Genomic DNA, 20,387 nt, shown 5'->3' with positions numbered 1-20,387 from the left:
TCAGCCTTCCACCGTCGCGCGCGCCTTGCGGCTCGCTTCGGCGCCGCGTCGGGCCAGTTCGTCGGCGCGCTCGTTCTCGGGGTGGCCCGAATGGCCCCTCACCCAGAGCCACTGCACCTTGTGACGCGAGGCCGCCTCGTCGAGGGCGCGCCACAGGTCGGCGTTCTTCACCGGCGCCTTCGAGGCGGTCTTCCAGCCGCGCGCCTTCCAACCGTGGATCCATTCGGAGATGCCCTTCTGCACGTACTGGCTGTCGGTATGCACCCGCACCGCCACCGGCCGCTTGAGCGCGCCCAGCGCACGGATCACCGCCATCATCTCCATGCGGTTGTTGGTCGTCTCGGGTTCGCCGCCCCACAGTTCCTTCTCGTGCCCGTTCGCGCGCAGGATCGCGCCCCAGCCGCCGGGTCCCGGGTTACCGCTGCAGGCGCCATCGGTATAGATATCCACCACTTCTTCCATTTACTCGCTTTTCCTTGTTCCGCCGCTGCGCTGCGTGAGCGCTGAGAGTCGTCCGGCACGCGCGCCGCGCTCACGCCATTGCGGCGTGATCAGCCGCATGCCATGCACCCGCTTGATCCCGTGAACTACATACACCGCGCCGCAGATCGGCCACCAGCGCGCCCCGGCGCGGTCGACGATGCGCCAGCGCGCCAGCCATTGCGGCGAACGCACCGGCGGCGCCCAGGCCACGCAGCTCGCCGCCTGCACCTCGATGCCGAGCAGGGCCAGCCAGTCCTTGATCCGCATCAGCGTGCGATAGTGGCCCTGCCACGGCATCGCGCTGCCTTCGCGCGCGAGCAGCCGCCGCACCCCCCAGAGGCTGAACGGGTTGAAGCCGCTCAACACCACGCTGCCGTCGGGCACCAGCACACGATCGACCTCGCGCAGCACGTGATGCGGACGCGGGGCGAACTCGAGCACGTGCGGCAGCGCCACCAGGTCGAGGCTGGCGCTGGCGAAAGGCAAGGCGTCCACTTCGGCGTACGCGGAAACGCCTGCGCCCCGCGGATCGCAGCGGAAGCGGAAGGGCATGCGGTTGGCGCGCAGGAAGTCGACGCCCGACAGCCCGAGCTGCAGAGCGTGGTAGCCGAACACGTCGGCGACCACGCCGTCGATCGCTACCTGCTCGGCCTCGAGCAGGTAGCGTCCCTGCGGCGTTTCCAGCCAGTCCGCGAAACCGAGGATTGACATCGGCGCTGGAGCTCCCAAAATTCGCGGATGCACATTATCCCTCTTCCCGCCTTCCGCGATAACTACATCTGGCTGGTACATGACGACGCCCATGCGATCGTGGTCGACCCGGGCGACGCCGCCCCGGTCGAAGCCTGGCTCGCCGCCCATACCTCGATCCGTCTGTCGGCCATCCTCGTCACCCACCACCACCCCGACCACGTGGGCGGCATCCCCGCCCTGCTCGCGCGCCACCCGGTGCCGGTGTACGGCCCGGCGGCCGAGAACATCGCCGCCGTCAGCGACCCGCTCGCCGACGGCGACACGGTGCACCTTTCCGCGCCGCCGATCGCGTTCGAGGTGATGGCGATTCCGGGCCACACCGCCGGCCACATCGCCTACCATGCCCCCGGCATCCTGTTCTGCGGCGACACCCTGTTCTCCGCCGGCTGCGGCCGCCTGTTCGAGGGCACGCCGGTACAGATGGCCGGTTCGCTCGAGCGTCTCGCCGCTCTCCCCGACGACACCCGGGTCTACTGCACCCACGAGTACACCCTGTCCAACCTCGCCTTCGCGCGCGCGGCCGAGCCCGTCAACCCGGCGCGCGACGCCTACGCGGCGCACTGCGAGGCGCAGCGGGCCGCTGGCGAGCCCACCCTGCCGAGCACGATCGGACGGGAGAAGGTCGTCAACCCCTTCCTGCGCTGCGAGCAGCCGGGGGTGATCGAGACGGTGCGTGCCCGCACCGGCGAACGTCCGGCGGACCGCGTCGCCTGCCTCGCGGCGCTGCGGGCCTGGAAGGACGTCTTCTGAGACGCCATGATCCGGCCCCTGGGCCGGATTCAAATTGACGCCCCTCGGCGCGACTCGTAGACTGCCGGGTTTTCCGCCGGCCGAGGCCGCTTCGCGCCCATGGCACACCCCCTCCTCACCGCTCTGCTGATCCTGCTCGCCGTGCTCGCGCCCGCCGCCGCTCGTGCCCAGCTCGAAGCAGGTGCCGATGCGCCCCTCGCCGCACCCGCGCGCGTACTGACGCTCGACCTCACCCGCGACGCCAACGACATCTGGGACCGCATCCGCCGCGGCTACGGCATGGCCGACCTCGACAGCCCGCAGGTCGCCGAGCAGCAGGCCTTCTACCTCAACCACCCGGGCTACCTGAAACAGGTCTTCGCGCGCGGCGGACGCTACCTCTACTACATCGTCGACGAGCTCGAGCGGCGCGGCATGCCCACTGAGCTCGCCCTGCTGCCGATGGTCGAGAGCAACTACAACCCGCTCGCCTACTCGGCTGCCCATGCTTCCGGACTGTGGCAGTTCATCCCCTCCACCGGGAAGTACTTCAACCTGACCCAGGACCGCTGGGTGGACGAGCGGCGCGACGTGATCGCCTCCACCAACGCCGCCCTCGACTACCTGCAGCGCATCTACGAGATGCACGGCGACTGGCATCTCGCGCTCGCCTCCTACAACTGGGGCGAAGGCTCGGTCAAGCGCGCGATCGAGCGCAACCGGGCGCAAGGCCTGCCCGCCGAATACAGCCGGCTGCGCATGCCGGAGGAGACGCGCAAGTACGTTCCCAAGCTGCAGGCGATCAAGAACATCGTCGCCCAGCCCGAGCTATTCGCCTTCGAGCTGCCCTACGTCGCCAACGAGCTGCACTTCGTCACCGTGGAAGCGCCCACCGCGGTCGACCTCGGCACCGCGGCCCGCCTCGCCGGGCTGCCGCTGGAGGAGTTCATCGCGCTCAACCCGGGCTTCAACCGCCCCGCGGCCGCCGCCGGTCGCACCTTCGTCGTGCCCGCGGACCGGGCGCAACGCTTCGAGGACGGCCTCGCGGAACTGGAAAAGAGTGGCCAGGGCTGGCAGACGCACACGCTGCAGGCGGGCGAGACCCTGGAGGCGGTGGCGGCGCGCTACGGCCTGAGCTCGCCCGATCTGCGCCAGCTCAACGCGCTCGCGGCGAACAGCAATCCGGGGCCGGGCTACAGCCTGCTCGTGCCCGACGGGATCGATCCCAGCCACGCGCTCGAGGCCAGCCGGCTGCTGCCCTTCGCCACTTCCGCCGGCAGCCGCCAGGGCTTGCGGGCGGGCGGCGGCACCGGCGTGCGCGCCTCCGGCGCGAGGCGGGCGAAGAACTGAGCGGCAAAGAACCGCGCCTGCGTGCCTAGTAGGCGTGCTCGTGCGGCCAGTGGCAGCGCACCGCGTGACCGCCGCCGAGCGAGTCCTCGGCCGGATAGCGGATGCGGCAGATGTCGCTCGCGCGCGGACAGCGCGGATGGAAGTGGCACCCCGGAGGGGGCTTGAGCGGTGAGGGCAGCTCGTTCGCGCTACCCGCCAGCGACAGCGCGGCGTCGCGCACCGGCAGCGCTTCAGCCTCCTCGCCAACCAGGGCGGGCTCGGTCTCCCGCTCCCCGACCTCGATCCGCGGCACCGCCGCGAGCAGCGCGCGGGTATAGGGATGGGCGGGCGAGCGCAGCACGCGCGCGGCCGGGCCGCGCTCGACGATACGGCCGAGGTACATCACCGCGACGTCGTCGGCGAGGTAATCCACCACTGCCAGGTTGTGGGTGATGAACAGGTAGGCGAGGCCGCGTTCGTGCTGCAGCTCGCGCATCAGGTTCAGCAGCTGCGCCTGCACCGAGACGTCGAGCGCGCTGGTCGGCTCGTCGCAGATGATGACCCGCGGCGACACCGCCAGCGCGCGTGCGATCGCGATGCGCTGGCGCTGTCCCCCCGAGAACTCGTGCGGATAGCGCCAGCGCATCGCCGGCGCCAGCCCGACCCGTTCGAGCAGGGTCTCGATGATGCGCTGACGCTCGGCCTCGTCCGCGCCCACGCCGAGGCTGGCCATGCCCTCGGCGAGGATCTCGCCGACCCGCATGCGCGGATTGAGCGAGGCGAACGGGTCCTGGAACACCATCTGCACCGCGCGCCGCATCGGCCGCAGCGCCGACTGCGGCAGCGCGAGCACGTCCTCGCCGTCGACCACGACCTCGCCGTCGTTCGGCTCGATCAGGCGCAGGATGGCCTTGCCCACCGTGGTCTTGCCGCAGCCCGACTCGCCGACGAGGGCGAGGGTGCGGCCCGGCAGCAGTTCGAGGCTGACGCCATCGACCGCCTTCACCATGCCCTCCACCCGCTTGAGCAGGCCCTTTCGCACCGGGAAATGCACCGCCAGGTCGCGCACCTCGATCACCGGCTTGGCGCGCCGCGAAGAACTCGCCTCGCCGGCGCCGGCGGCGCGGCGACCGAGCGGGCGCGGCACCGCGACCTCGTCGTAGAGATGGCAGCGCACCCGCTGCGCGCCGAGCTGACGCCAGGTCGGCGCCTCGTCGTCGCAGCGGTCGAAGGCCGAGGGGCAGCGTTCGACGAAGCGGCAGCCGTGGAAGTGCCGATCGAGTGGCGGCACGCTGCCGATCGGCGCATCGAGTGGCGAGCCGCGCTGGGCCGCGGTCGGCAGCGCGTCGAACAGCTTGCGCGAATAGGGATGGAGCGGCGCGGCGAAGAAGGCCTCGCGCGGGCCGGTCTCGACCAGCTCACCGGCATACATGACGCCGACGCGGTGCGCCATGCGCGCGACCACGCCGAGGTCGTGCGTGATCAGCAGCATGCCCATCCCATGCTCGGCCTGCAGCCGCGCCAGCAGGTCGAGGACCTGGGCCTGGATGGTGACGTCGAGCGCGGTGGTCGGTTCGTCGGCCACCAGCAGTTCGGGCGAACCCGCGAGCGCGATCGCGATCATCACCCGCTGCTTCATGCCGCCGGAAAACTGGAAGGGATACTCGCCGAGACGGCGCGCCGGGTCGGGAATGCCGACCGCCTCGAGTAGCGCGAGCGAGCGCGCCGCGATCGAGGCGTCGTCGCCGCCGTGGAGAGCGAGCACCTCGCCGATCTGTGCGCCGACCGTCATCACCGGGTTGAGGCTGGTCGACGGCTCCTGGAAGATCATGCCGATGCGCCCGCCGCGCACGCCGCGCATCGCCGCCTCGGGCAGGCGCAGCAGATCCTCGCCGCCGAGCCGGACCTCGCCCGCGGCGATACGGCCGCCGTCGGGCAGCAGGCGCGTCACCGCCAGCGCGGTCATCGACTTGCCGCAGCCCGACTCGCCGAGCAGGGCGAAGGTCTCCCCCGCGGCGATGCTGAAGCCGACGCCCTCGACCGGACGCACCTCCCCGGCGGCGGTGTCGATGCTGACGCTCAGGCGGGAGACCTCGAGCAGGGGCGCTCCAACAGGGGGCGGCGCCGGGGGCTGGGAGGCGGTCATGGCGAAGTGGGAGTCGGTGGAAGCGCGGAGTGAAAAAGAACGAAGCCGGAGAAACGAAGCCGGGCCGGGCGCCCCCGGGAGGGTGCCCGGCCCGTCAGGAGAAAGGGCCGCGATGCGGCCCCGTCGGGATCAGTGGTGGTGGCCGCCCTCGCCATGCACGTGGCCGTGGCCGATCTCCTCGGCGGTGGCCGGGCGGATCTCGGCGACGGTGAGGTCGAACACCAGGGCGACGCCCGCGAGCGGGTGGTTGCCATCGACCACGACCTTGCCGTCGGCGATGTCGGTGATGCGGTAGATCATCTCCTCCTCGCCGTCGTCGGAGACGCGCTCGAAGGACATGCCGACCTCGATGTTCTCCGGGAACAGCTTGGCGTCCTCGACCAGCACCAGCTCCTCATCGTAGTCGCCGAAGGCGTCTTCGGGCTGCAGCTTGACGGTGAGCTGCTCGCCCAGCTTCTTGCCGTGCAGCGTCTCCTCGATGAGCGGGAAGATGCCATCGTAGCCGCCGTGCAGGTAGACCAGCGGGTGGTGGCCGTCGTCGATGATCGCGCCATCGGGGTCGCGCACGGTGTAGTTGAGCGTGACCACGGTGTTCTTCACGATTTCATTTTGCATGGCTTCTTTCCAAGTTCCTTGACCAGTTCGAATACCGCGGCCACGTGACCGCGGGGCGCGACGTCGTAGAGTGCGTGGCGGATGACGCCGTCCTTGTCGATGACGAAAGTCGACCGCCGCACGCCCATCTTCTTCACCCCATCGACCTCCTTCTCGCGCCAGACCTGGTACAGCTTGCACACATCGGTGTCGCTGTCCGACAGCAGGCGGACCGAAAGGCCTTCCTGGTCACGGAATTCGGCATGGGTCAGGCAGTCGTCCGGGCTGACCCCGACGACGATGCAGTCATGACGGGCGAAATCGTCTTCATGGTCGCTGAAGTCGGCGGCCTGAAGCGTGCATCCCGGCGTCTTGTCCCGCGGGTAGAAATAGAGGACCACATGTTGCTTGCCGAGGGCGGACGCGAGATCGAAAATCTCCATGTCGGCGTCCGGCAGTGAAAATACGGGGGCGATGTCTCCGCTCTGAAGCATGGGTTCTCCCTGACGTGGGCGGATTCTAGCCGAGAGGCCGGGCGAACTCTACCGGGATCGTCCCGCCGGCCCGTCGCCCCGTCGCCCCGTCGCCGCTCGCGGGGCGCATGATCCGCATGGATTTGCAAAGCAGCCGCATCAATAGCCCAGATGCGCCCGGGGCTCAAGTCGCAGCGCATCATCGATCCGCCGAGAACAAAGGAGGTCGCCATGTCCGCATCCCTTCCCGAACGCATGCACGCTATGCTGTTCGAGCGCGTCGGCCAGCCGCTGCGTGCCGCCGAGCTGCCGGTGCCCCGCCCCGGCCCGGGCCAGGTACTCCTCGAGGTCGAGGCCTGCGGCGTGTGCCGCACCGACCTGCACCTGATCGACGGCGAGCTGCCCGATCCGCTGCTGCCGGTGATTCCCGGTCACGAGATCGTCGGCCGCGCGGTGGCCTGCGGTGAGGGCGTGAAAGGCATCGCCGTCGGCGCGCGGCTCGGGGTGCCCTGGCTGGGCTGGACCTGCGGCCACTGCCGCTACTGCAGCAGCGGGCGCGAGAACCTGTGCGACCAGGCGCGCTTCACCGGCTACCAGATCCACGGCGGTTACGCCGAATACACGGTGGCCGATGCGCGCTACTGCTTTCCGGTCGATGAGGCCGCCGACGCCGCCGCGGCCGCCCCGCTGCTGTGCGCCGGCCTGATCGGCTACCGCACCCTGTCGATGGCCGGCGACGCGCAGCGCATCGGCATCTACGGCTTCGGCGCCGCCGCCCACATCGTCGCCCAGGTCGCCACCTGGCAGGGGCGCGAGGTGTTCGCCTTCACCCGGCCCGGCGACCGCGACAGCCAGGACTTCGCGCGCCGGCTCGGCGCCCGCTGGGCGGGCGCCGCCGACGAGACGCCGCCCGCCGCGCTCGACGCCGCGCTGCTCTTCGCCCCCGCCGGCGAACACGTGCCGGCGGCCCTGCGCGCGGTAAGCAAGGGCGGCATCGTCGTCTGCGGTGGCATCCACATGAGCGACATCCCGTCCTTCCCGTACGCGATCCTGTGGGGCGAGCGCCAGATCCGCTCGGTCGCCAACCTCACCCGCCACGACGGCGAGGCCTTCCTCGCGCTCGCACCTCGCGTGCCGGTGCGCACCGAGGTCACGCGCTTCCCCCTCGCCGAGGCCAACGCCGCACTCGAGCGCCTGCGCCGCGGCCAGCTGCAGGGGGCGGCGGTGCTGGTGCCGTGATTTTTCTCGCGCGCCTTGCGCATCCCGGAAAGCTGTTTAAAATTACAGCATATATCCGGAGCCCGACATGAGCAGCCGCAGCGAACACCTCACCGCCCGCCAGCAGGAAATCCTCGATTTCATCCGCGTCACCGTCGAGCGCGAAGGCCGCCCGCCGACCCGCGCCGAAGTGTGCACCGCGTTCGGCTTCCGCTCGCCCAATGCGGCCGAAACCCATCTGCGCGCGCTCGCCGCCAAGGGCGCGATCATGCTCGAGGAAGGTCGTGCGCGCGGTATCCGCCTCGCCGAAGCGCTCGGCCTGCCGCTGGTCGGCAGGGTCGCCGCCGGCAGCCCGATCCTCGCCGCCGAGCATGTCGAGGCGCGCTACCAGCTCGATCCCGCGCTGTTCTCGCCGCGCGCCGACTACCTGCTGCGAGTGCGGGGCCTGAGCATGCGCGACGCCGGCATTCTCGACGGCGACCTGATCGCGGTGCACCGCGCCGCCGAAGCACGCAACGGCCAGATCGTCATCGCCCGGGTGGACGACGACGTCACCGTCAAGACCTTCCAGCGCAAGGGCCCGATCGTGGAGCTGCAGCCGGCCAATCCCGACTTCGAGCCAATCGTGGTCGACACCCGCGAACGGGCGCTGGCGATCGAGGGCGTCATGGTCGGCCTGATCCGCAAGGACCACTGAGCCGGGCCTCTCTCCTGCCGGAAGCGAACCGATGTCAAGCCTGGCCTCTCACGCGTCGACCGACGGCGTCCTGCACGCCGGTCTGGTATGGCGGGGCGACCGCCTCGCCACCGGCAGCGGGCCGGTGCTGCCGACCGGCTTCGCCGCCCTCGACGCCGTGCTGCCCGGCGGCGGCTGGCCTGCGAACGCGCTCGTCGAGCTGCTCGCCGAGCGCCCCGGCATCGGCGAACTCTCGCTGCTGCTGCCGCTGATGCGCGTCATCGGCGCGGGGCGATGGCTGGCCTGGATCGCCCCCCCGCTGCTGCCCCATGCAGCGGCGCTCGAAGCCGCCGGCGTGCCGCTCGAGCGGCTGCTGCTGCTCGATCCCCCGCGACCCGAACAGGCGCTGTGGGCGACCCGCCAGGCCCTCGCCTCCGGCAGCTGCAGCGCGGTGCTCGCCTGGCCGCAACGCATCGACGGCGCCGGCCTGCGCCGCCTGCAGCTCGCCGCCGAGGACGGTGCGACCCCGCTGTTCCTGTTCCGGCCCCCGGCGGCCGCCCGCCAGGCCTCGCCCGCACCGCTGCGCCTGCTGCTGTCGGCCGCCCCCGGCGCACTCGAGATCCACATCCTCAAGCGGCGCGGTCCGCCGCTGACCGCGCCGCTGCGCCTGCCGGTGCATGACGGCCTGGTCGCGGCGGCGGAGCCCTCCGCCGCCGTGCAGCCCTTCCACCCCGCCCCCACCGCCGTCGCCCCCAGCCTGCAGGCGGGCTGACGCCCCCACTTGCGCCTCACTCGCCATGTTGTGGCTGGCCCTCTTCCTCCCCGATCTCGGGCTGCAGGTCTTCACCCGCGGCAACGCCACGCCCGGCCTGCTCGCGCTCGCCGACTCGCCTGTCCGCCCGCGACTGATCGCGGTCGGTCGCGAGGCCCGCGCCGCCGGCATCACCCCCGGCATGAGCGTGGCGGCTGCACGTGCGATCGCCCCCGGTCTGCAGGCGCGGATGCGCGACGCCCGCCTCGAGGCCGGCACCCTCGCCGAGCTCGCCGCCTGGGCGGGGGCCTTCACCCCGCGCGTCAGCCTCGCCGGCGATGACGGCCTGCTGCTGGAGATCGGCGGCAGCCTGCGCCTGTTCGGTGGCGCGGAAGCGATCCGCCGCGAGGTCGACGACGGCCTCGTGGCCCTCGGCCTGAGCGCCCATGCCGCGCTCGCCCCCACCCCGCTCGCGGCGAGCTGGTTCGCGCGCTGCGCCGAGGCCGTGCCCGCGGGCAGCGACGACTGGCGGGCGGCGCTCGACCGCCTGCCGTTGCGCGTGCTCGGCACCTGTGGCGAGGTCGACAGCGCGACCCTGGATCTGCTCGAGGGCGTCGGCCTGGGCCGGATCGGCGAGGTGCGCCGCCTTCCCGCCGCCGGCCTCGCCCGCCGCCAGGCCCAGGCGGTCGGCGCCGTGCTCGCCCGCGCCCGCGGCGAACGCCCCGACCCCAGGCCCTGGTTCGAGGCGCCGCCCACCTACCTGCAGCGCCTGCCGTTGAGCTTTGCGACCGACAGCGTCGAGCCGCTGCTGTTCGCCTGCCGCCGCCTGTTCGCCGGCCTCGCCGGCTGGCTTACCGCCCGCCACGCCGGCATCGACCACTGCCGGCTGGAACTCCTTCACGAGCACCGGCCGCCGACGGTGCTCGAGATCGTCACCGGCACGCCCTGCCGCGACGAGGCACGACTCACCCTGCTCGCGCGCGAACACCTTGCGGCTCTCGCGCTGCCCGCCGCGGTGTGCGAACTGCGGCTGTCGGCGGCCGCGCCGCTCGCCTTCGACGCCCGCGCCGGCGAGCTCTTCGAGCGTCCCGGCGAGGCCGCAGAGAACGCGCTGCACCTGCTTGCCCGCCTGCGCGCCCGCCTCGGCAGCACGGCGCTGGCCCGGCTGTCGGCCCATGCCGATCATCGCCCCGCCGCCGGCGTCCATCCGCTGCTCGAATCACCCGCGGCCAAGGCGGCGGACCGCCTCGCGCCGTCCGGCCCGCGCTGCCGCCCCCTATGGCTGCTGCCGCAGCCGAAGGCCTTGCGGCCGTCGTCTGTCGCCCTGCTCAGCGGACCGGAACGCATCGAGAGTGGCTGGTGGGACGAGGCCGAGATCCGGCGCGACTACTACCTCGCCCGCGGCCCGGGCGATGCCATGTGGTGGGTGTTCCGCGAGCTCGACCCACCCGGCGGCTGGTACCTCCATGGTTATTTCGGCTGATCGCGCAGTGCCCGGGTAGCAGCAGCGACCACCGCGTCGGGGCCGCGCGCACCGCCGCCGCGGACCGGACGTAGTACACTGCTGCACCGCAACCGCCCCTTCCGTTTTCCGCCCGCGGCACGGCAGCCCGCTGCCGGCTGGCCCGCGTGGCCGCATCGAGAACCATGTCCGCTTCCGCTCCCGCGCCGCTCGTCGGCACCGCCGGTGACGCCGCCCGTCGCCGCGCTGCCCGCGCCTTCGTCATTTTCCTCGTCGCGCTGCCGCTCTCCTACCTGCTCTTCAGCCGTCTCGAACCCATCTGGGCCCGGATCCTGCCGCTCGAAGGTGCCGTGTTCATGCTCGCTGCCACCCTGCTCGGCGCGGTGCTCGCGCTCACCCCGCTGGCGGCGGCGATCGGCTTCCTGCTCGCAGTCTGGCACGGCGTCGAGAGCGTCTACCTGCCGCGCAGCCGGCCGAGCCCCCTGCTCGACCGCGGCATCGTCGCCGGCGGACTGCTGGTGTGGTTTTCCCCTGCGCTTGCGCTGCTCGCCGCGGCGATCCGCGGCCTGATCGAAGGCAAGGTGCATTTCGTTCGCCCGCCGCGCGACTACCTGCTCGCCACCGACCCGCACGCCTTCTGGCAGAGCATCGGCTTCTTCCTCATCATGGGCGCGTTGTTCGCCCTCATGGCGTGGCGCTACTGGCGCGGCAAGCTCGCCGCGGACGCCGCCACGGAGCGCTCTTGAACCCTCCGCCCGGCGCGGGCACAGCGGACGCCAGCGCCGCCACCGTCGCCCACCAGCTGCTGCACCACGCCTGGCCGGTGCTGATCGCACAGCTGCTGTCGATGTCGATGATGGTGGCCGACACTCTGATCGCCGGTCGCTACGGCACCGCCGACCTGGCAGCGGTCGCGGTCGGCAGCGGCCTCTACATCTCGGTCGTGATGCTGCTGGTGGGCATCCTGCAGGCGGTGGCGCCGACCGTCGCCCACCTATACGGCGGCGGACGTAGCGAGGCGATCGGCCCGGCGCTGCAACAGGGGTTCTGGCTCGCGCTGATGCTGGCGGTGCCGGGCACCCTCGTGCTCGCCTGGCCGGCGCCGCTGCTCGAGCTCGCGCGGGTGCCGCCGGAGGTGGCGGACAAGACCGCGAGCTACCTGCAGGCAACCGCGATCGGCCTGCCTGCAGTACTGCTGTACCGCACCTTCTACGCATTCAACAACGCGCTCGGCCGGCCGCGCGCGCTGATGGTGATCAGCTTCATCGCCGCCGCCGCCCACATTCCGCTGGCATGGGCGCTGACCAACGGCAGGCTCGGCCTCGCGCCGCTCGGCGGCACCGGCTGCGGGGTGTCGACCGCGCTCGTCAGCTGGCTCGCGCTCGCCTGCGGGCTGGGATACCTGCTGCGCAACCCGGCCTATCGCGCCTACCGCATCTTCTCCGACTGGCAGGCGCCGCGGCCGCGTGAGCTCGCCGCGCTGCTGCGGCTCGGCGTGCCGATGGGCTTTTCCACCTTCATCGAGATCACCTCCTTCACCCTGGTCGCGCTCTTCGTCGCCCGGCTCGGCGCCGAGGCCGTGGCGGGCCACCGGGTGGTGGCCAACTTCGCCGCGCTGACCTACATGCTGCCGCTGTCGATGTCGATCGCCACCCTGGTGATGGTGGGCCAGGCCGCCGGCGCGCACGACTGGGTGCGGGCGCGGATGGCGGTGAAGGTGAGCCTGTGGCTGACCACCTCCTTCGCGGTCGTGCTGGGGGTGGGCTTGTGGGTCGTGCGCGAGCCGGTGATCGCGCTGTCGACCGGCGACCCGGCCGTGCGCGCGGTCGCCCTCGCGCTGGTGTTCTACGTCTGCGTTTACCAGCTCAGCGACGCGCTGCAGACGGTGGCTGCGCATGCGCTGCGCGGCTACAAGGTGACCCTGCTGCCGATGTTCCTGCACACCCTGTGCTTCTGGGGCGTGGGCCTGGGGGGCGGCTACTGGCTGAGCTACCACGCCGGCACGCGCGTCGAGGCGCCGAGCGTGGCCGGATTCTGGGAAGCGAGTGTGCTGGCGACGGTGCTCGCCACCGTGCTGTTCGGCGTCCTGCTGCGCAGCGTGATACGCCGTCATGGCACCCTCGCGGGCGGCTAAACTCAGCTGCCGAGCCAGCCGTCGCGCAGGGTACGCGCGCCGGCGCCGGCGCGCGGGGCGAGCCTGAGTGTGATCCGCTCGGCCGGCGCGGCCGCGAGTTCGAGCTCGAACGTCATCAACTCGTCACGACGGAAGGCATGAAGTTCGAGCGGCGCTCGGGCGGCGCGGCGGGCGAGCATCGCCTCGAGACCGGCGATCGTGCCGATCCGCAGGCCATCTGCCGCGACCAGCACGTCGCCCGCCGAAAGACCGGCGCGCTCGGCCGGCCCGCCGTCGAACACGCTCGCCAGCCGCACTTCGCCGCCGCTCTCGGCGAGCTTGGCGCCGATCACCGGGCCCTTGCTGGCCGCTTCGGCCTTCCACTCGACGCCGAATCGCGCGAGCAGCTCGGCAAGCGGCAGGTCATCGGTGCCCTCGACCGCCTCGCGCAGCCAGTCCGACAGACGCCTGCCGAGGCGGGGGCCGCCGACCTCCGCCACGACCGCGAAGATGCCGTCCTCGGCGACGCCCTCGCCGCTCGCCCCGTGGCGCTGCCACAGCAGGCGCATCACATCGTCCAGGCTCTTCTCGCCGCGACTGCCCGCGCGCAGCCGGAGGTCGAGTGCGAGCGCGATCAGCGCGCCCTTGGCGTAGTAGCTGACGATCGCGTTAGGCGCGTTCTCGTCCTGGCGGTAGAACTTGGTCCACGCGTCGAAGGAGGACTCAGCGACGCTCTGGCGGAAGCGACCCGGGGAGCGCAGCACGTTGGAGACGGTCTTGCCGAGCAGGCCGAGATAATCGTCCGCGTCAATCACGCCCGAGCGCACCAGGGCGAGATCGTCGTAGTAGGAGGTAAAGCCCTCGAAGGCCCACAGCAGACGCGTGTAGTTCTCCACCGCGAGGTCGTAGGGCACGAAGGCCGCGGGCTTGATGCGCTTGACATTCCAGGTGTGGAAATACTCATGGCTGCACAGGCCGAGGAAATTCTTGTAGCCATCGGGCATGCCCACCATGCCCTTCCACGGCAGATCGGCGCGGCTGGCGAGCAAGGCCGTCGAGGCGCGATGCTCGAGCCCACCGTAGCCGTCGCCCACCACCATGGTGAGGAAGGCGTAGTAATCGACCGGCGCAGGCGCGCCGAAGAGCGCGATCTGCCAGGCACAGATGCGCGCGAGATCGTCGCACAGGCGCGCGGTGTCGCAGTCGTGACGACCGGTGAGCGCGATCTCGTGGCGGACCCCGCCTGCCTCGAAGGCGGCGAGGCTGAAGCTGCCCATCTCGACCGGATGGTCGATCAGCTCGTCATAATCGGCCGCGCGATAAAGGCCGAAGCCATGCATCGGCGCCGCACCGGCCACGCCCTCGGCGCGCGGCAAGGCGGTGATCACGCGCCACGGTTCGCCCTCGACCCCGCGCGGCGCGACGATATCGACCAGGCACTCGCGCTCGCGCCGGCCTTCGGCGGCGAGGAACACGCTCGTGCCGTTGAAGAACCCGTGGGTGCGGTCGAGATGCGCAGCGCGCACCGACAGGTCCCAGGCATAGACCTCGTAATCGACCACGATCGCCCCGCCCCCGGCAGGCGATGCCACGCGCCAGCTGTGCTTGTCGCGCTTTTCCACCGCGAGCGCCGCGCCGCCCTCGTCCGCCGCACACAGGCTGACGATGTTGCGCGCAAACTCGCGGATCATGTAGCTGCCCGGAATCCAGGCCGGAAGCGTGAAGACCTGCCCCGCCGGATCGGGATCGGCCACCGTGCAGCGAACCCGGAACAGGTGGGCCTCGGGACGGTGGGGCTCGACGCGGTAGCGGATCGGCGGCTGATGCATGGCGTTGCTCCGGCGGACAGATAGCAAAAAGCCGGCGCGAGGCCGGCTTTTCAGTATTCGTGGTGGGCGGTACTGGGATCGAACCAGTGACCCCTGCCGTGTGAAGGCAGTGCTCTACCGCTGAGCTAACCGCCCGGTTCGCGATCGGGCCAGAAGGCCGGATCCTGCGAAGCGGATTTTTCGTAGGACCACCGTAAAGACAGTGGTGGGCGGTACTGGGATCGAACCAGTGACCCCTGCCGTGTGAAGGCAGTGCTCTACCGCTGAGCTAACCGCCCTACGAAGCCGCGCATTTTAGGAGATCACTCAAAGTAGGTCAAGCAGGATTTGATCGGTCCCGTCACGCGGAACGTCCCGGCTCAAGCCTCTCGAAGCAACTTCAGCCCCGGCGGGAGCGACTCGCCGAAGCTGCGCCGCCGGTCCTCCTCGTCGAGCATCCCGCCCTCGCGCACCATCGTGACCCAGCTCGGCGGCACCTTCGCCGCCTCGAGCCGGGTGGCGACCTCCTCGCGCAGCGCGGACGGCAGGTCGCGCGCGCGGTCGCCGCTCCGGCGGGCGAGCTGGGCTGCGGCGAAGGCGGCCGGCTCCACCGCCTTCCAGTCGAGCGCGCACACTGCCTCGAGCCACTCGGCTGCGATCGCGGGTGGCACCACGTTGTGGGCGCTGCCGTAGAGCAGCTCGCGCGCGCCCACACGGCCGAGCGCCCACCAGGTGTGCGGCTTCTCCGCAGGGCGGCGCAGGCGCTCGAGCAGCCAGCGGCCCACCTCGATCCGGTGCATCACGGGCACCTGCTCGAGCGAGGCGGTGAGCCGCACCATGTCGTCGTAGCTCGCGTAGAGCGGCCCGCTGCGACCCGCCTCCATCGCCTCGAGATGCTCAGCGAGAGTCTCGAGCAGCTGCAGCTGCGCTGCCGCGTCGAGCCCGCCCGCCGCCCGCCGCCACAGGGTCCACCACTCGGCCCAGTTTCGGCTCTCGTTGACATACTGGATACCCTGCGCGAAAAGCGACCACAGCTGCTCGACGCGCCATTCGTCGAGCGGTGCGCCCTGGCCCGGGCGCAGGCAGTACCCCGCCAGGTTGAGCCACACCCGTTCGTGTTCGGCGGAGCGCCGACGGCGTCTGACGCGCTCCCACAGGGCGTCGAACAACGCGCGCAACAGGTTCAGGTCCCAGCGCTCGCGCTTGCCGAGCAGACGTTCGAGACGGGCGCGCAACTGACGAACCGCCTTGGCGTCGACCTCCTTCGACTGGGAACCGAATACCGACTCGATTGCGGCAATCGCATCGTCGAAGCGCGGCGGCAGCCCGCCCGTTTCGTCGCTTGCCGCCGTCGCCGGCTCACCGCGCAACGCGAAGCTCAGCCGCCAGCGCTGGCCCTCGTCGGCACAGCTCACGCAATGCACCCCGAGCGTGCCGACCTCGTCGAGCGCGGCGGTGAGCCTGACCGCGACCTCCCGACCGCGCCCGCCCGCGGGGGCTGGCAGCGCGGCGACCAGGGGCGGCAGGCGGATGAAACCGGGATCGTCCAGATTGATCAGTTCGCCTGCCCGATAAGCGTGGCTCGAGGCGGTCGAGGCAAGGTGAAAGCTCACCGCCTGTCCGAGGCGCAGTGCGAAGCTGCGTGCGGGCAGGGGCACCTCGCGGCCCTCTTCGGTGCCGCGCGGGAGCACGCATATGCCGCGCCGCCCGCCGGCCTCGTCCTCCAGCACGAGAAAGTAGCTGCGCGCAGAGCCGCCGCCGACGCCCGCGCCGACCCCGCTGCGCGCGAGCGCGTGGGCGACCGCGCCGCGGGCGACGGCCAGATCGGGCTCCGCATTGTTGAGCACCCGCGGCGGCCCCCCCCGCCATCCGCCGATCGTGTCGACCAGGCGTTCGATCAGGGCGTGCGCATGGAAGACCCCGCCGTTGAGGAGGATGGTATCGGGCAGCGCGCCTGCGCCCGTATCGCCCTCCACCTCGCCCCGCTCCTCGGCCTGACGCCGCAGGAATTCCGCCAGATGGCGGGTGATCGCAGGATCCGCCGGATGGGGCAGGCCGAACTCGACGATCGCGCTGCGCCGGCGCTGCGGCGAGGCGTCGGCCGCAACGCGGGGGAAGAAGCCATCCACGATGAGGCGTTCGACCTCCTCGCGCTCGAGCTCGACCGTGCGCGCACCGCCGACCAGCCTGGCGCCCGCGCCGACCAAAGTGACCGCCACCCGCTCGGGCGCATCGGCCGCGAGCAGTTGCTCCTTCGCCACCCGGCAGCGCTGTACGAGCTGGGAGAATCGGCCCGCAGAAAGCCTGGTGCCCTCGCCCATTCGCCGTTCGACCGCGTGCGCGAGTGTCAGGTCCATGTTGTCGCCGCCCAGCATCAGGTGGTCGCCGACCCCGATCCGGGTCAGCAACGGCCCACCCGCTCCCGGCTCGACCCGGATCAGGGTGAAGTCGGTGGTGCCGCCGCCGACGTCGCACACCAGGATCAGGCCCGCATCGGTGAGCGCGGCCGCGAGCTGCGCGCGATGCAGGAAGAGCCAGTCATGGAACGCGGCCTGAGGCTCCTCGAGCAGATGGACCTGCGGCAGCCCGGCAAGCCGTGCAGCCTCGACGGTGAGTGCGCGCGCGCCTTCGTCGAAGGAAGCGGGCACGGTGAGCACGATCCACTGGCGCTCGAGCGGCGCATCGGGAAAGCGGACATTCCAGCCCGCGCGCAGGTGAGCGAGATAGCTCGCGCTCGCGTGCAGCGGCGACACTTTGGGGACACCCGGCTCCGCCCCCCAGGGCAGGATCGGTGCGGTGCGGTCCACTCCGGGATGCGACAGCCAGCTCTTGGCGCTGGCGACCTGGCGCCCAGGAACCTGAGTGCCGAGCTCGCGCGCGAAGTCGCCCACCACCACATCGGCCAGCCCCCCCGGATCCCCGGCCTGCCAGGGCAGGCGCAGGTCGTCCGCCGGAAGCTCGCCCGGCGCCGGGTGATAGCGCACCGAAGGCAACTGCGCGCGCGCATCCACCTCGCCCGCCGCCACCAGTTGATCCACCGGCAGGATCCGGATCTCTTGGCTTCCGCACCGGGCGAACGCGAGCACCGTGTTACTGGTACCGAGGTCGATGCCGACGAGATAATCCATGCCCTCTGACAATCTCCCGTCTTTCAGGCGTCGGCCCGCGCCGGGTGATCGTCGCGCCCGTCCCCACGCACATCGAACTCGACCTTCCAGCGCTCGCTGCCATCGACCGGCAGAGCCTCGAGCTCGAGCGTGCCCGTCTCGGTGACCCTGGCGTGCAGCTTGACCCGGACGATCGCGCCGGGCGTCCGCTCTTCGGCGGGGAGGTTGACCTCGATCTCCTCGAGCTCCTGGAGCTCGTCCTCGTCCCAGAAGTCCAGCCGGGTGCCGACCTCGTCCTGCCTGCGCACGCTGGAGCCAAAGAAACGAAAACGGACCGGCTCGCCCACCACCAGACCGAACTCCTGTTCCGGCAGCGCCGCCTCGCTGCCCTCCTCCATGCCGAACGGCGCCACGCACAAGGCCTCGATCGGCGGCTCCATGCCGGGTACTGCGGGCATCGCCGACTCCACCGCCACGTAGTGCGCACGCGCCGTTCCGCCGCGGATGCGCACACCCTTGCCGCGACGGACGTAGCCGTAGTAGGCCGCGCCGCGCGCCACCGCGAGGTCGAGATTGGCGCCCTCGAGCAGGCGCGCGGGCTCGCCGCGCTCCGCTTCGAGCCAGCCATTGAGCACCTTCATCATCCGCTCGGCGATCAGCTCCGACTTCAGGACGCCGCCGTTGAACAGCACCGCGGTCGGGTGCAGGAAGCTGGCACCGTCCGGAATAGCATCCGAGAAACCTTCCAGTTCGGCTGTCGCGCCGAGCTGCCGGCCGAGGAAGGCCGCCAGGTGACGGGTTACCGCCGCATCCTGCGCATAAGGCAGGCCCACCTGGCTCAGGCCGGCGCGCGCGCGCGTCTGTGGGCGTTCCGCAGCATCGACTTCGGGAAAGAAGCCGTCGACCAGCGTTTGTGTCAGTTCATCCCGCGTAATCTCGGTGCGGATCGAGCCGCCCACCAGCTTCGACCCGCGGCTCGGCACCACCACCGGGAAGCTCGCGAGATCGGCGTCGCCGAGTAGCGCCTCCTTCGCCGCCCGGCAGCCGTGGGCGAGCGCCCTCACCTGCCAGGCGTCAAGCCGAGTCCCCTGGGCGGCGAGCTTGCGCACCACTGCGTAGGCGAGGGCGAGGTCCATGTTGTCGCCGCCGAGCAGGATGTGGTCACCGACGGCCACCCGGTGAAGCTCGAGATTGCCCTCGCGCTCGAGCACCGCGATCAGCGAGAGGTCGGTCGTGCCGCCCCCAACGTCTACCACGAGGATCACGTCACCGCGGCGCACGTCCTTGCGCCAGGCCCCGTCGCTGGCCTGAATCCAGCTGTAGAGCGCAGCCTGGGGCTCCTCGAGCAGCGTCACGCTCGCGAAGCCTGCGGCGGATGCGGCCTCGGCCGTCAGCTCGCGTGCAGCCGGGTCGAAAGACGCCGGAATCGTGACGGTGACGTCCTGGTCGTCGAAAGGCGCATCGGGATGCTTCGCGTTCCATGCCTCGCGCAGGTGCGACAGGTAGCGCACCGAGGCATCGAGCGGAGAGAGCCGTTCGAGCTCCGGCGGCGCATCCACCGGCAACAGCGCCGAGCGCCGATCAAGACCCGCATGGCAGAGCCAGCTCTTGGCACTCGACACCAGCCGGATCGGCGTCGCTGCACCGCGACTGCGCGCCAGTTCGCCAACGATCGCATCCGTCGCAGCGGACCACGGCAGAGCGAGATCGGTAGCGACGAATTCGCTCTCGTGCGGCAGATAGAGGAAGGATGGCAGTAGCGAGAGTTCCTCGACCGCACCAGGACCGCTGAGTTGCGCGATCGGCAGCACCTCCTGGCGCACCGCCTCACCGTCGCTCGCCTCGATGTCGACATACGACAGGGCGCAATGCGTCGTTCCCAGGTCGATCCCGATCGCGTACCGGGCCGCGCTCACAGCTCCACCTCCGCCTGCGCGACGATGGAAACGTCATGCCCGTTCGCGAGCATCGGAAGCCGCGTCTCGGTGACCCGCCAGCCGCGATGCGCGAGCGTGCCGCTGAATGGGGGATCGCCCACCACTCTTCCCGTCAGGCGGACCGCAGCGGCGTTGAAACCGTCGGCCACGGTGATGCGGCTACCTTCCGGCTCGCTGTACACGGGTTCGATAGTGAAATGCTCCCGCAGTACCTTGCGACATCCCTCATGCACGATGCGTGCCGCCGCACCGATGTCGGCGTCCGAATAGGCCGTCACCTCCTCTTCCACGAAATCGATGAACCGCGCATCGCGCTGGAGCATCCCCAGAAGCTGCAGCGCGGCCTCATGCGGTGCTTCGTGGAGCGCTGCCGCGGCTGCAGGTCTGTGGGCCGGCGACACTCCGGTCCCCGCCTGCGCAAGCGTCTCTTCGCCGGCGCGCATGCGTTGATACCGCCCCGCGACTTCCGCATTTCCGAGCAACGCAAAAAAGCCGCCGAAAGCGATGCCGATCCTGCGCAGGAACGAAGGATTGCCTTGGGTCATAGAGAGCTTCCTTTAACTAGTCGGTTTATTCCCGGGTATCTCGCGCTCACGCGAGCGGACCCCACCACGATGCAATCTACGCAGCACCTCGATTCGCCGGAGCGGGCGGTTGAACACCGCAAGCCATCGGGTGCTGCAGAGAGCGGCAAGGCGGCTTTGCTGCGTTGCAATATACCTCAGTTCGACGGATCGCGTAGACGGCCGACGCCCGATCCATTGATGAGATGGATCGGGCGCGGGAGGGATGGGGTTAGTCTGACGAT

The 20,387-nt window shown here is 70.9% G+C and carries 17 protein-coding genes and 2 tRNA genes; 8 read left to right on the top strand and 11 right to left on the bottom strand.

Translation table 11 applies throughout. The features are described 5' to 3' along the window. Both rnhA and BB334_RS03625 read right to left on the bottom strand, forming a co-directional pair. Positions 1 to 462, bottom strand: a complete 462-nt coding sequence (gene rnhA / locus BB334_RS03630) for a ribonuclease HI (protein ID WP_068804505.1) — start codon at positions 460 to 462, stop codon at positions 1 to 3. Continuing rightward, the gene (locus BB334_RS03625; protein ID WP_068804503.1) at positions 463 to 1,194 is read right to left on the bottom strand and encodes a class I SAM-dependent methyltransferase; all 732 of its coding nucleotides are present in this window, start codon (positions 1,192 to 1,194) and stop codon (positions 463 to 465) included. Positions 1,195 to 1,221: 27 nt separating this feature from the next. On the opposite strand from BB334_RS03625, the gene gloB reads away from it, so the two are divergent. Together gloB and BB334_RS03615 are read left to right on the top strand one after the other, a co-directional pair. After that, positions 1,222 to 1,986 (top strand): hydroxyacylglutathione hydrolase, encoded by a 765-nt coding sequence (gloB, locus tag BB334_RS03620; protein ID WP_068804501.1) that lies wholly within the window; start codon positions 1,222 to 1,224, stop codon positions 1,984 to 1,986. A gap of 99 nt (positions 1,987 to 2,085) precedes the next feature. Then, positions 2,086 to 3,315: a transglycosylase SLT domain-containing protein gene (locus tag BB334_RS03615; RefSeq protein ID WP_083200272.1), complete on the top strand. Its 1,230-nt coding sequence runs from the start codon at positions 2,086 to 2,088 to the stop codon at positions 3,313 to 3,315. 25 nt (positions 3,316 to 3,340) lie between these two features. Here the strand turns inward: BB334_RS03615 and BB334_RS03610 are convergent, their stop codons facing one another. The 3 genes from BB334_RS03610 to BB334_RS03600 form a co-directional block, all read right to left on the bottom strand. Next, the gene (locus tag BB334_RS03610; protein WP_068804499.1) at positions 3,341 to 5,440 is read right to left on the bottom strand and encodes an ABC transporter ATP-binding protein; all 2,100 of its coding nucleotides are present in this window, start codon (positions 5,438 to 5,440) and stop codon (positions 3,341 to 3,343) included. 129 nt (positions 5,441 to 5,569) lie between these two features. After that, positions 5,570 to 6,055: an FKBP-type peptidyl-prolyl cis-trans isomerase gene (locus BB334_RS03605; protein ID WP_068804497.1), complete on the bottom strand. Its 486-nt coding sequence runs from the start codon at positions 6,053 to 6,055 to the stop codon at positions 5,570 to 5,572. Continuing rightward, on the bottom strand, positions 6,037 to 6,528 hold the full coding sequence (locus BB334_RS03600) for a peroxiredoxin (protein WP_068804495.1): 492 nt from the start codon (positions 6,526 to 6,528) through the stop codon (positions 6,037 to 6,039). The genes BB334_RS03605 and BB334_RS03600 overlap by 19 nt, the downstream gene beginning before the upstream one ends. Before the next feature lie 210 nt (positions 6,529 to 6,738). Here BB334_RS03600 and BB334_RS03595 point away from each other — a divergent pair, with 210 nt between their 5' ends. From BB334_RS03595 to BB334_RS03570, 6 genes are all read left to right on the top strand, one after another. After that, a complete protein-coding gene (locus tag BB334_RS03595; RefSeq protein ID WP_232756642.1) occupies positions 6,739 to 7,746 on the top strand; it encodes a zinc-dependent alcohol dehydrogenase family protein in 1,008 nt (335 codons plus the stop codon). A gap of 67 nt (positions 7,747 to 7,813) precedes the next feature. Then, positions 7,814 to 8,422 carry a transcriptional repressor LexA gene (gene lexA, locus BB334_RS03590; RefSeq protein WP_068804493.1) on the top strand — a complete coding sequence of 203 codons (609 nt, stop codon included), beginning with the start codon at positions 7,814 to 7,816 and terminating at the stop codon, positions 8,420 to 8,422. A gap of 31 nt (positions 8,423 to 8,453) precedes the next feature. Then, the gene (gene imuA, locus BB334_RS03585) at positions 8,454 to 9,173 is read left to right on the top strand and encodes a translesion DNA synthesis-associated protein ImuA (protein ID WP_068804491.1); all 720 of its coding nucleotides are present in this window, start codon (positions 8,454 to 8,456) and stop codon (positions 9,171 to 9,173) included. A 25-nt stretch (positions 9,174 to 9,198) separates the two neighbouring features. Beyond that, the gene (locus BB334_RS03580; protein WP_068804489.1) at positions 9,199 to 10,635 is read left to right on the top strand and encodes a Y-family DNA polymerase; all 1,437 of its coding nucleotides are present in this window, start codon (positions 9,199 to 9,201) and stop codon (positions 10,633 to 10,635) included. Positions 10,636 to 10,799: 164 nt separating this feature from the next. Beyond that, positions 10,800 to 11,360 carry a hypothetical protein gene (locus BB334_RS03575; RefSeq protein WP_068804487.1) on the top strand — a complete coding sequence of 187 codons (561 nt, stop codon included), beginning with the start codon at positions 10,800 to 10,802 and terminating at the stop codon, positions 11,358 to 11,360. Further along, positions 11,357 to 12,748, top strand: coding sequence for an MATE family efflux transporter (locus tag BB334_RS03570; RefSeq protein WP_068804482.1), 1,392 nt, complete (start codon positions 11,357 to 11,359; stop codon positions 12,746 to 12,748). The genes BB334_RS03575 and BB334_RS03570 overlap by 4 nt, the downstream gene beginning before the upstream one ends. Positions 12,749 to 12,750: 2 nt before the next feature. On the opposite strand, the gene BB334_RS03565 is transcribed toward BB334_RS03570, so the two are convergent. The 6 genes from BB334_RS03565 to BB334_RS03540 all read right to left on the bottom strand — a co-directional run bounded on the left by BB334_RS03565 (position 12,751) and on the right by BB334_RS03540 (position 20,124). Next, positions 12,751 to 14,556, bottom strand: coding sequence for a M61 family metallopeptidase (locus tag BB334_RS03565; protein ID WP_068804480.1), 1,806 nt, complete (start codon positions 14,554 to 14,556; stop codon positions 12,751 to 12,753). Positions 14,557 to 14,616: 60 nt separating this feature from the next. Next, a tRNA-Val gene (locus BB334_RS03560) sits at positions 14,617 to 14,691 on the bottom strand. Positions 14,692 to 14,759: 68 nt separating this feature from the next. After that, positions 14,760 to 14,834: transfer RNA gene (locus BB334_RS03555), tRNA-Val, on the bottom strand. A gap of 81 nt (positions 14,835 to 14,915) precedes the next feature. Beyond that, positions 14,916 to 17,663 carry an Hsp70 family protein gene (locus tag BB334_RS03550; RefSeq protein WP_068804478.1) on the bottom strand — a complete coding sequence of 916 codons (2,748 nt, stop codon included), beginning with the start codon at positions 17,661 to 17,663 and terminating at the stop codon, positions 14,916 to 14,918. Between the two features lie 23 nt (positions 17,664 to 17,686). Continuing rightward, positions 17,687 to 19,558: an Hsp70 family protein gene (locus BB334_RS03545; protein ID WP_068804476.1), complete on the bottom strand. Its 1,872-nt coding sequence runs from the start codon at positions 19,556 to 19,558 to the stop codon at positions 17,687 to 17,689. Next, complete coding sequence (locus BB334_RS03540) at positions 19,555 to 20,124, bottom strand: DUF2760 domain-containing protein (RefSeq protein WP_068804474.1); 570 nt, start codon at positions 20,122 to 20,124, stop codon at positions 19,555 to 19,557. The genes BB334_RS03545 and BB334_RS03540 overlap by 4 nt, the downstream gene beginning before the upstream one ends. Between the last annotated feature and the right edge of the window lie 263 nt (positions 20,125 to 20,387).

The sequence above is a fragment of the Thauera phenolivorans genome (genome assembly GCF_001696715.1).
GTDB lineage: Bacteria > Pseudomonadota > Gammaproteobacteria > Burkholderiales > Rhodocyclaceae > Thauera > Thauera phenolivorans.
This window is presented reverse-complemented; position numbering and strand designations above follow the sequence as displayed.

Excerpts from the sequence above, each read along its gene's own strand:
- rnhA (WP_068804505.1), bottom strand. The coding sequence starts at position 462 with ATGGAAGAAGTGGTGGATATCTATACCGATGGCGCCTGCAGCGGTAAC.
- BB334_RS03625 (WP_068804503.1), bottom strand. The coding sequence starts at position 1,194 with ATGTCAATCCTCGGTTTCGCGGACTGGCTGGAAACGCCGCAGGGACGC.
- gloB (WP_068804501.1), top strand. The coding sequence starts at position 1,222 with ATGCACATTATCCCTCTTCCCGCCTTCCGCGATAACTACATCTGGCTG.
- BB334_RS03615 (WP_083200272.1), top strand. The coding sequence starts at position 2,086 with ATGGCACACCCCCTCCTCACCGCTCTGCTGATCCTGCTCGCCGTGCTC.
- BB334_RS03610 (WP_068804499.1), bottom strand. The coding sequence starts at position 5,440 with ATGACCGCCTCCCAGCCCCCGGCGCCGCCCCCTGTTGGAGCGCCCCTG.
- BB334_RS03605 (WP_068804497.1), bottom strand. The coding sequence starts at position 6,055 with ATGCAAAATGAAATCGTGAAGAACACCGTGGTCACGCTCAACTACACC.
- BB334_RS03600 (WP_068804495.1), bottom strand. The coding sequence starts at position 6,528 with ATGCTTCAGAGCGGAGACATCGCCCCCGTATTTTCACTGCCGGACGCC.
- BB334_RS03595 (WP_232756642.1), top strand. The coding sequence starts at position 6,739 with ATGTCCGCATCCCTTCCCGAACGCATGCACGCTATGCTGTTCGAGCGC.
- lexA (WP_068804493.1), top strand. The coding sequence starts at position 7,814 with ATGAGCAGCCGCAGCGAACACCTCACCGCCCGCCAGCAGGAAATCCTC.
- imuA (WP_068804491.1), top strand. The coding sequence starts at position 8,454 with ATGTCAAGCCTGGCCTCTCACGCGTCGACCGACGGCGTCCTGCACGCC.
- BB334_RS03580 (WP_068804489.1), top strand. The coding sequence starts at position 9,199 with ATGTTGTGGCTGGCCCTCTTCCTCCCCGATCTCGGGCTGCAGGTCTTC.
- BB334_RS03575 (WP_068804487.1), top strand. The coding sequence starts at position 10,800 with ATGTCCGCTTCCGCTCCCGCGCCGCTCGTCGGCACCGCCGGTGACGCC.
- BB334_RS03565 (WP_068804480.1), bottom strand. The coding sequence starts at position 14,556 with ATGCATCAGCCGCCGATCCGCTACCGCGTCGAGCCCCACCGTCCCGAG.
- BB334_RS03550 (WP_068804478.1), bottom strand. The coding sequence starts at position 17,663 with ATGGATTATCTCGTCGGCATCGACCTCGGTACCAGTAACACGGTGCTC.
- BB334_RS03540 (WP_068804474.1), bottom strand. The coding sequence starts at position 20,124 with ATGACCCAAGGCAATCCTTCGTTCCTGCGCAGGATCGGCATCGCTTTC.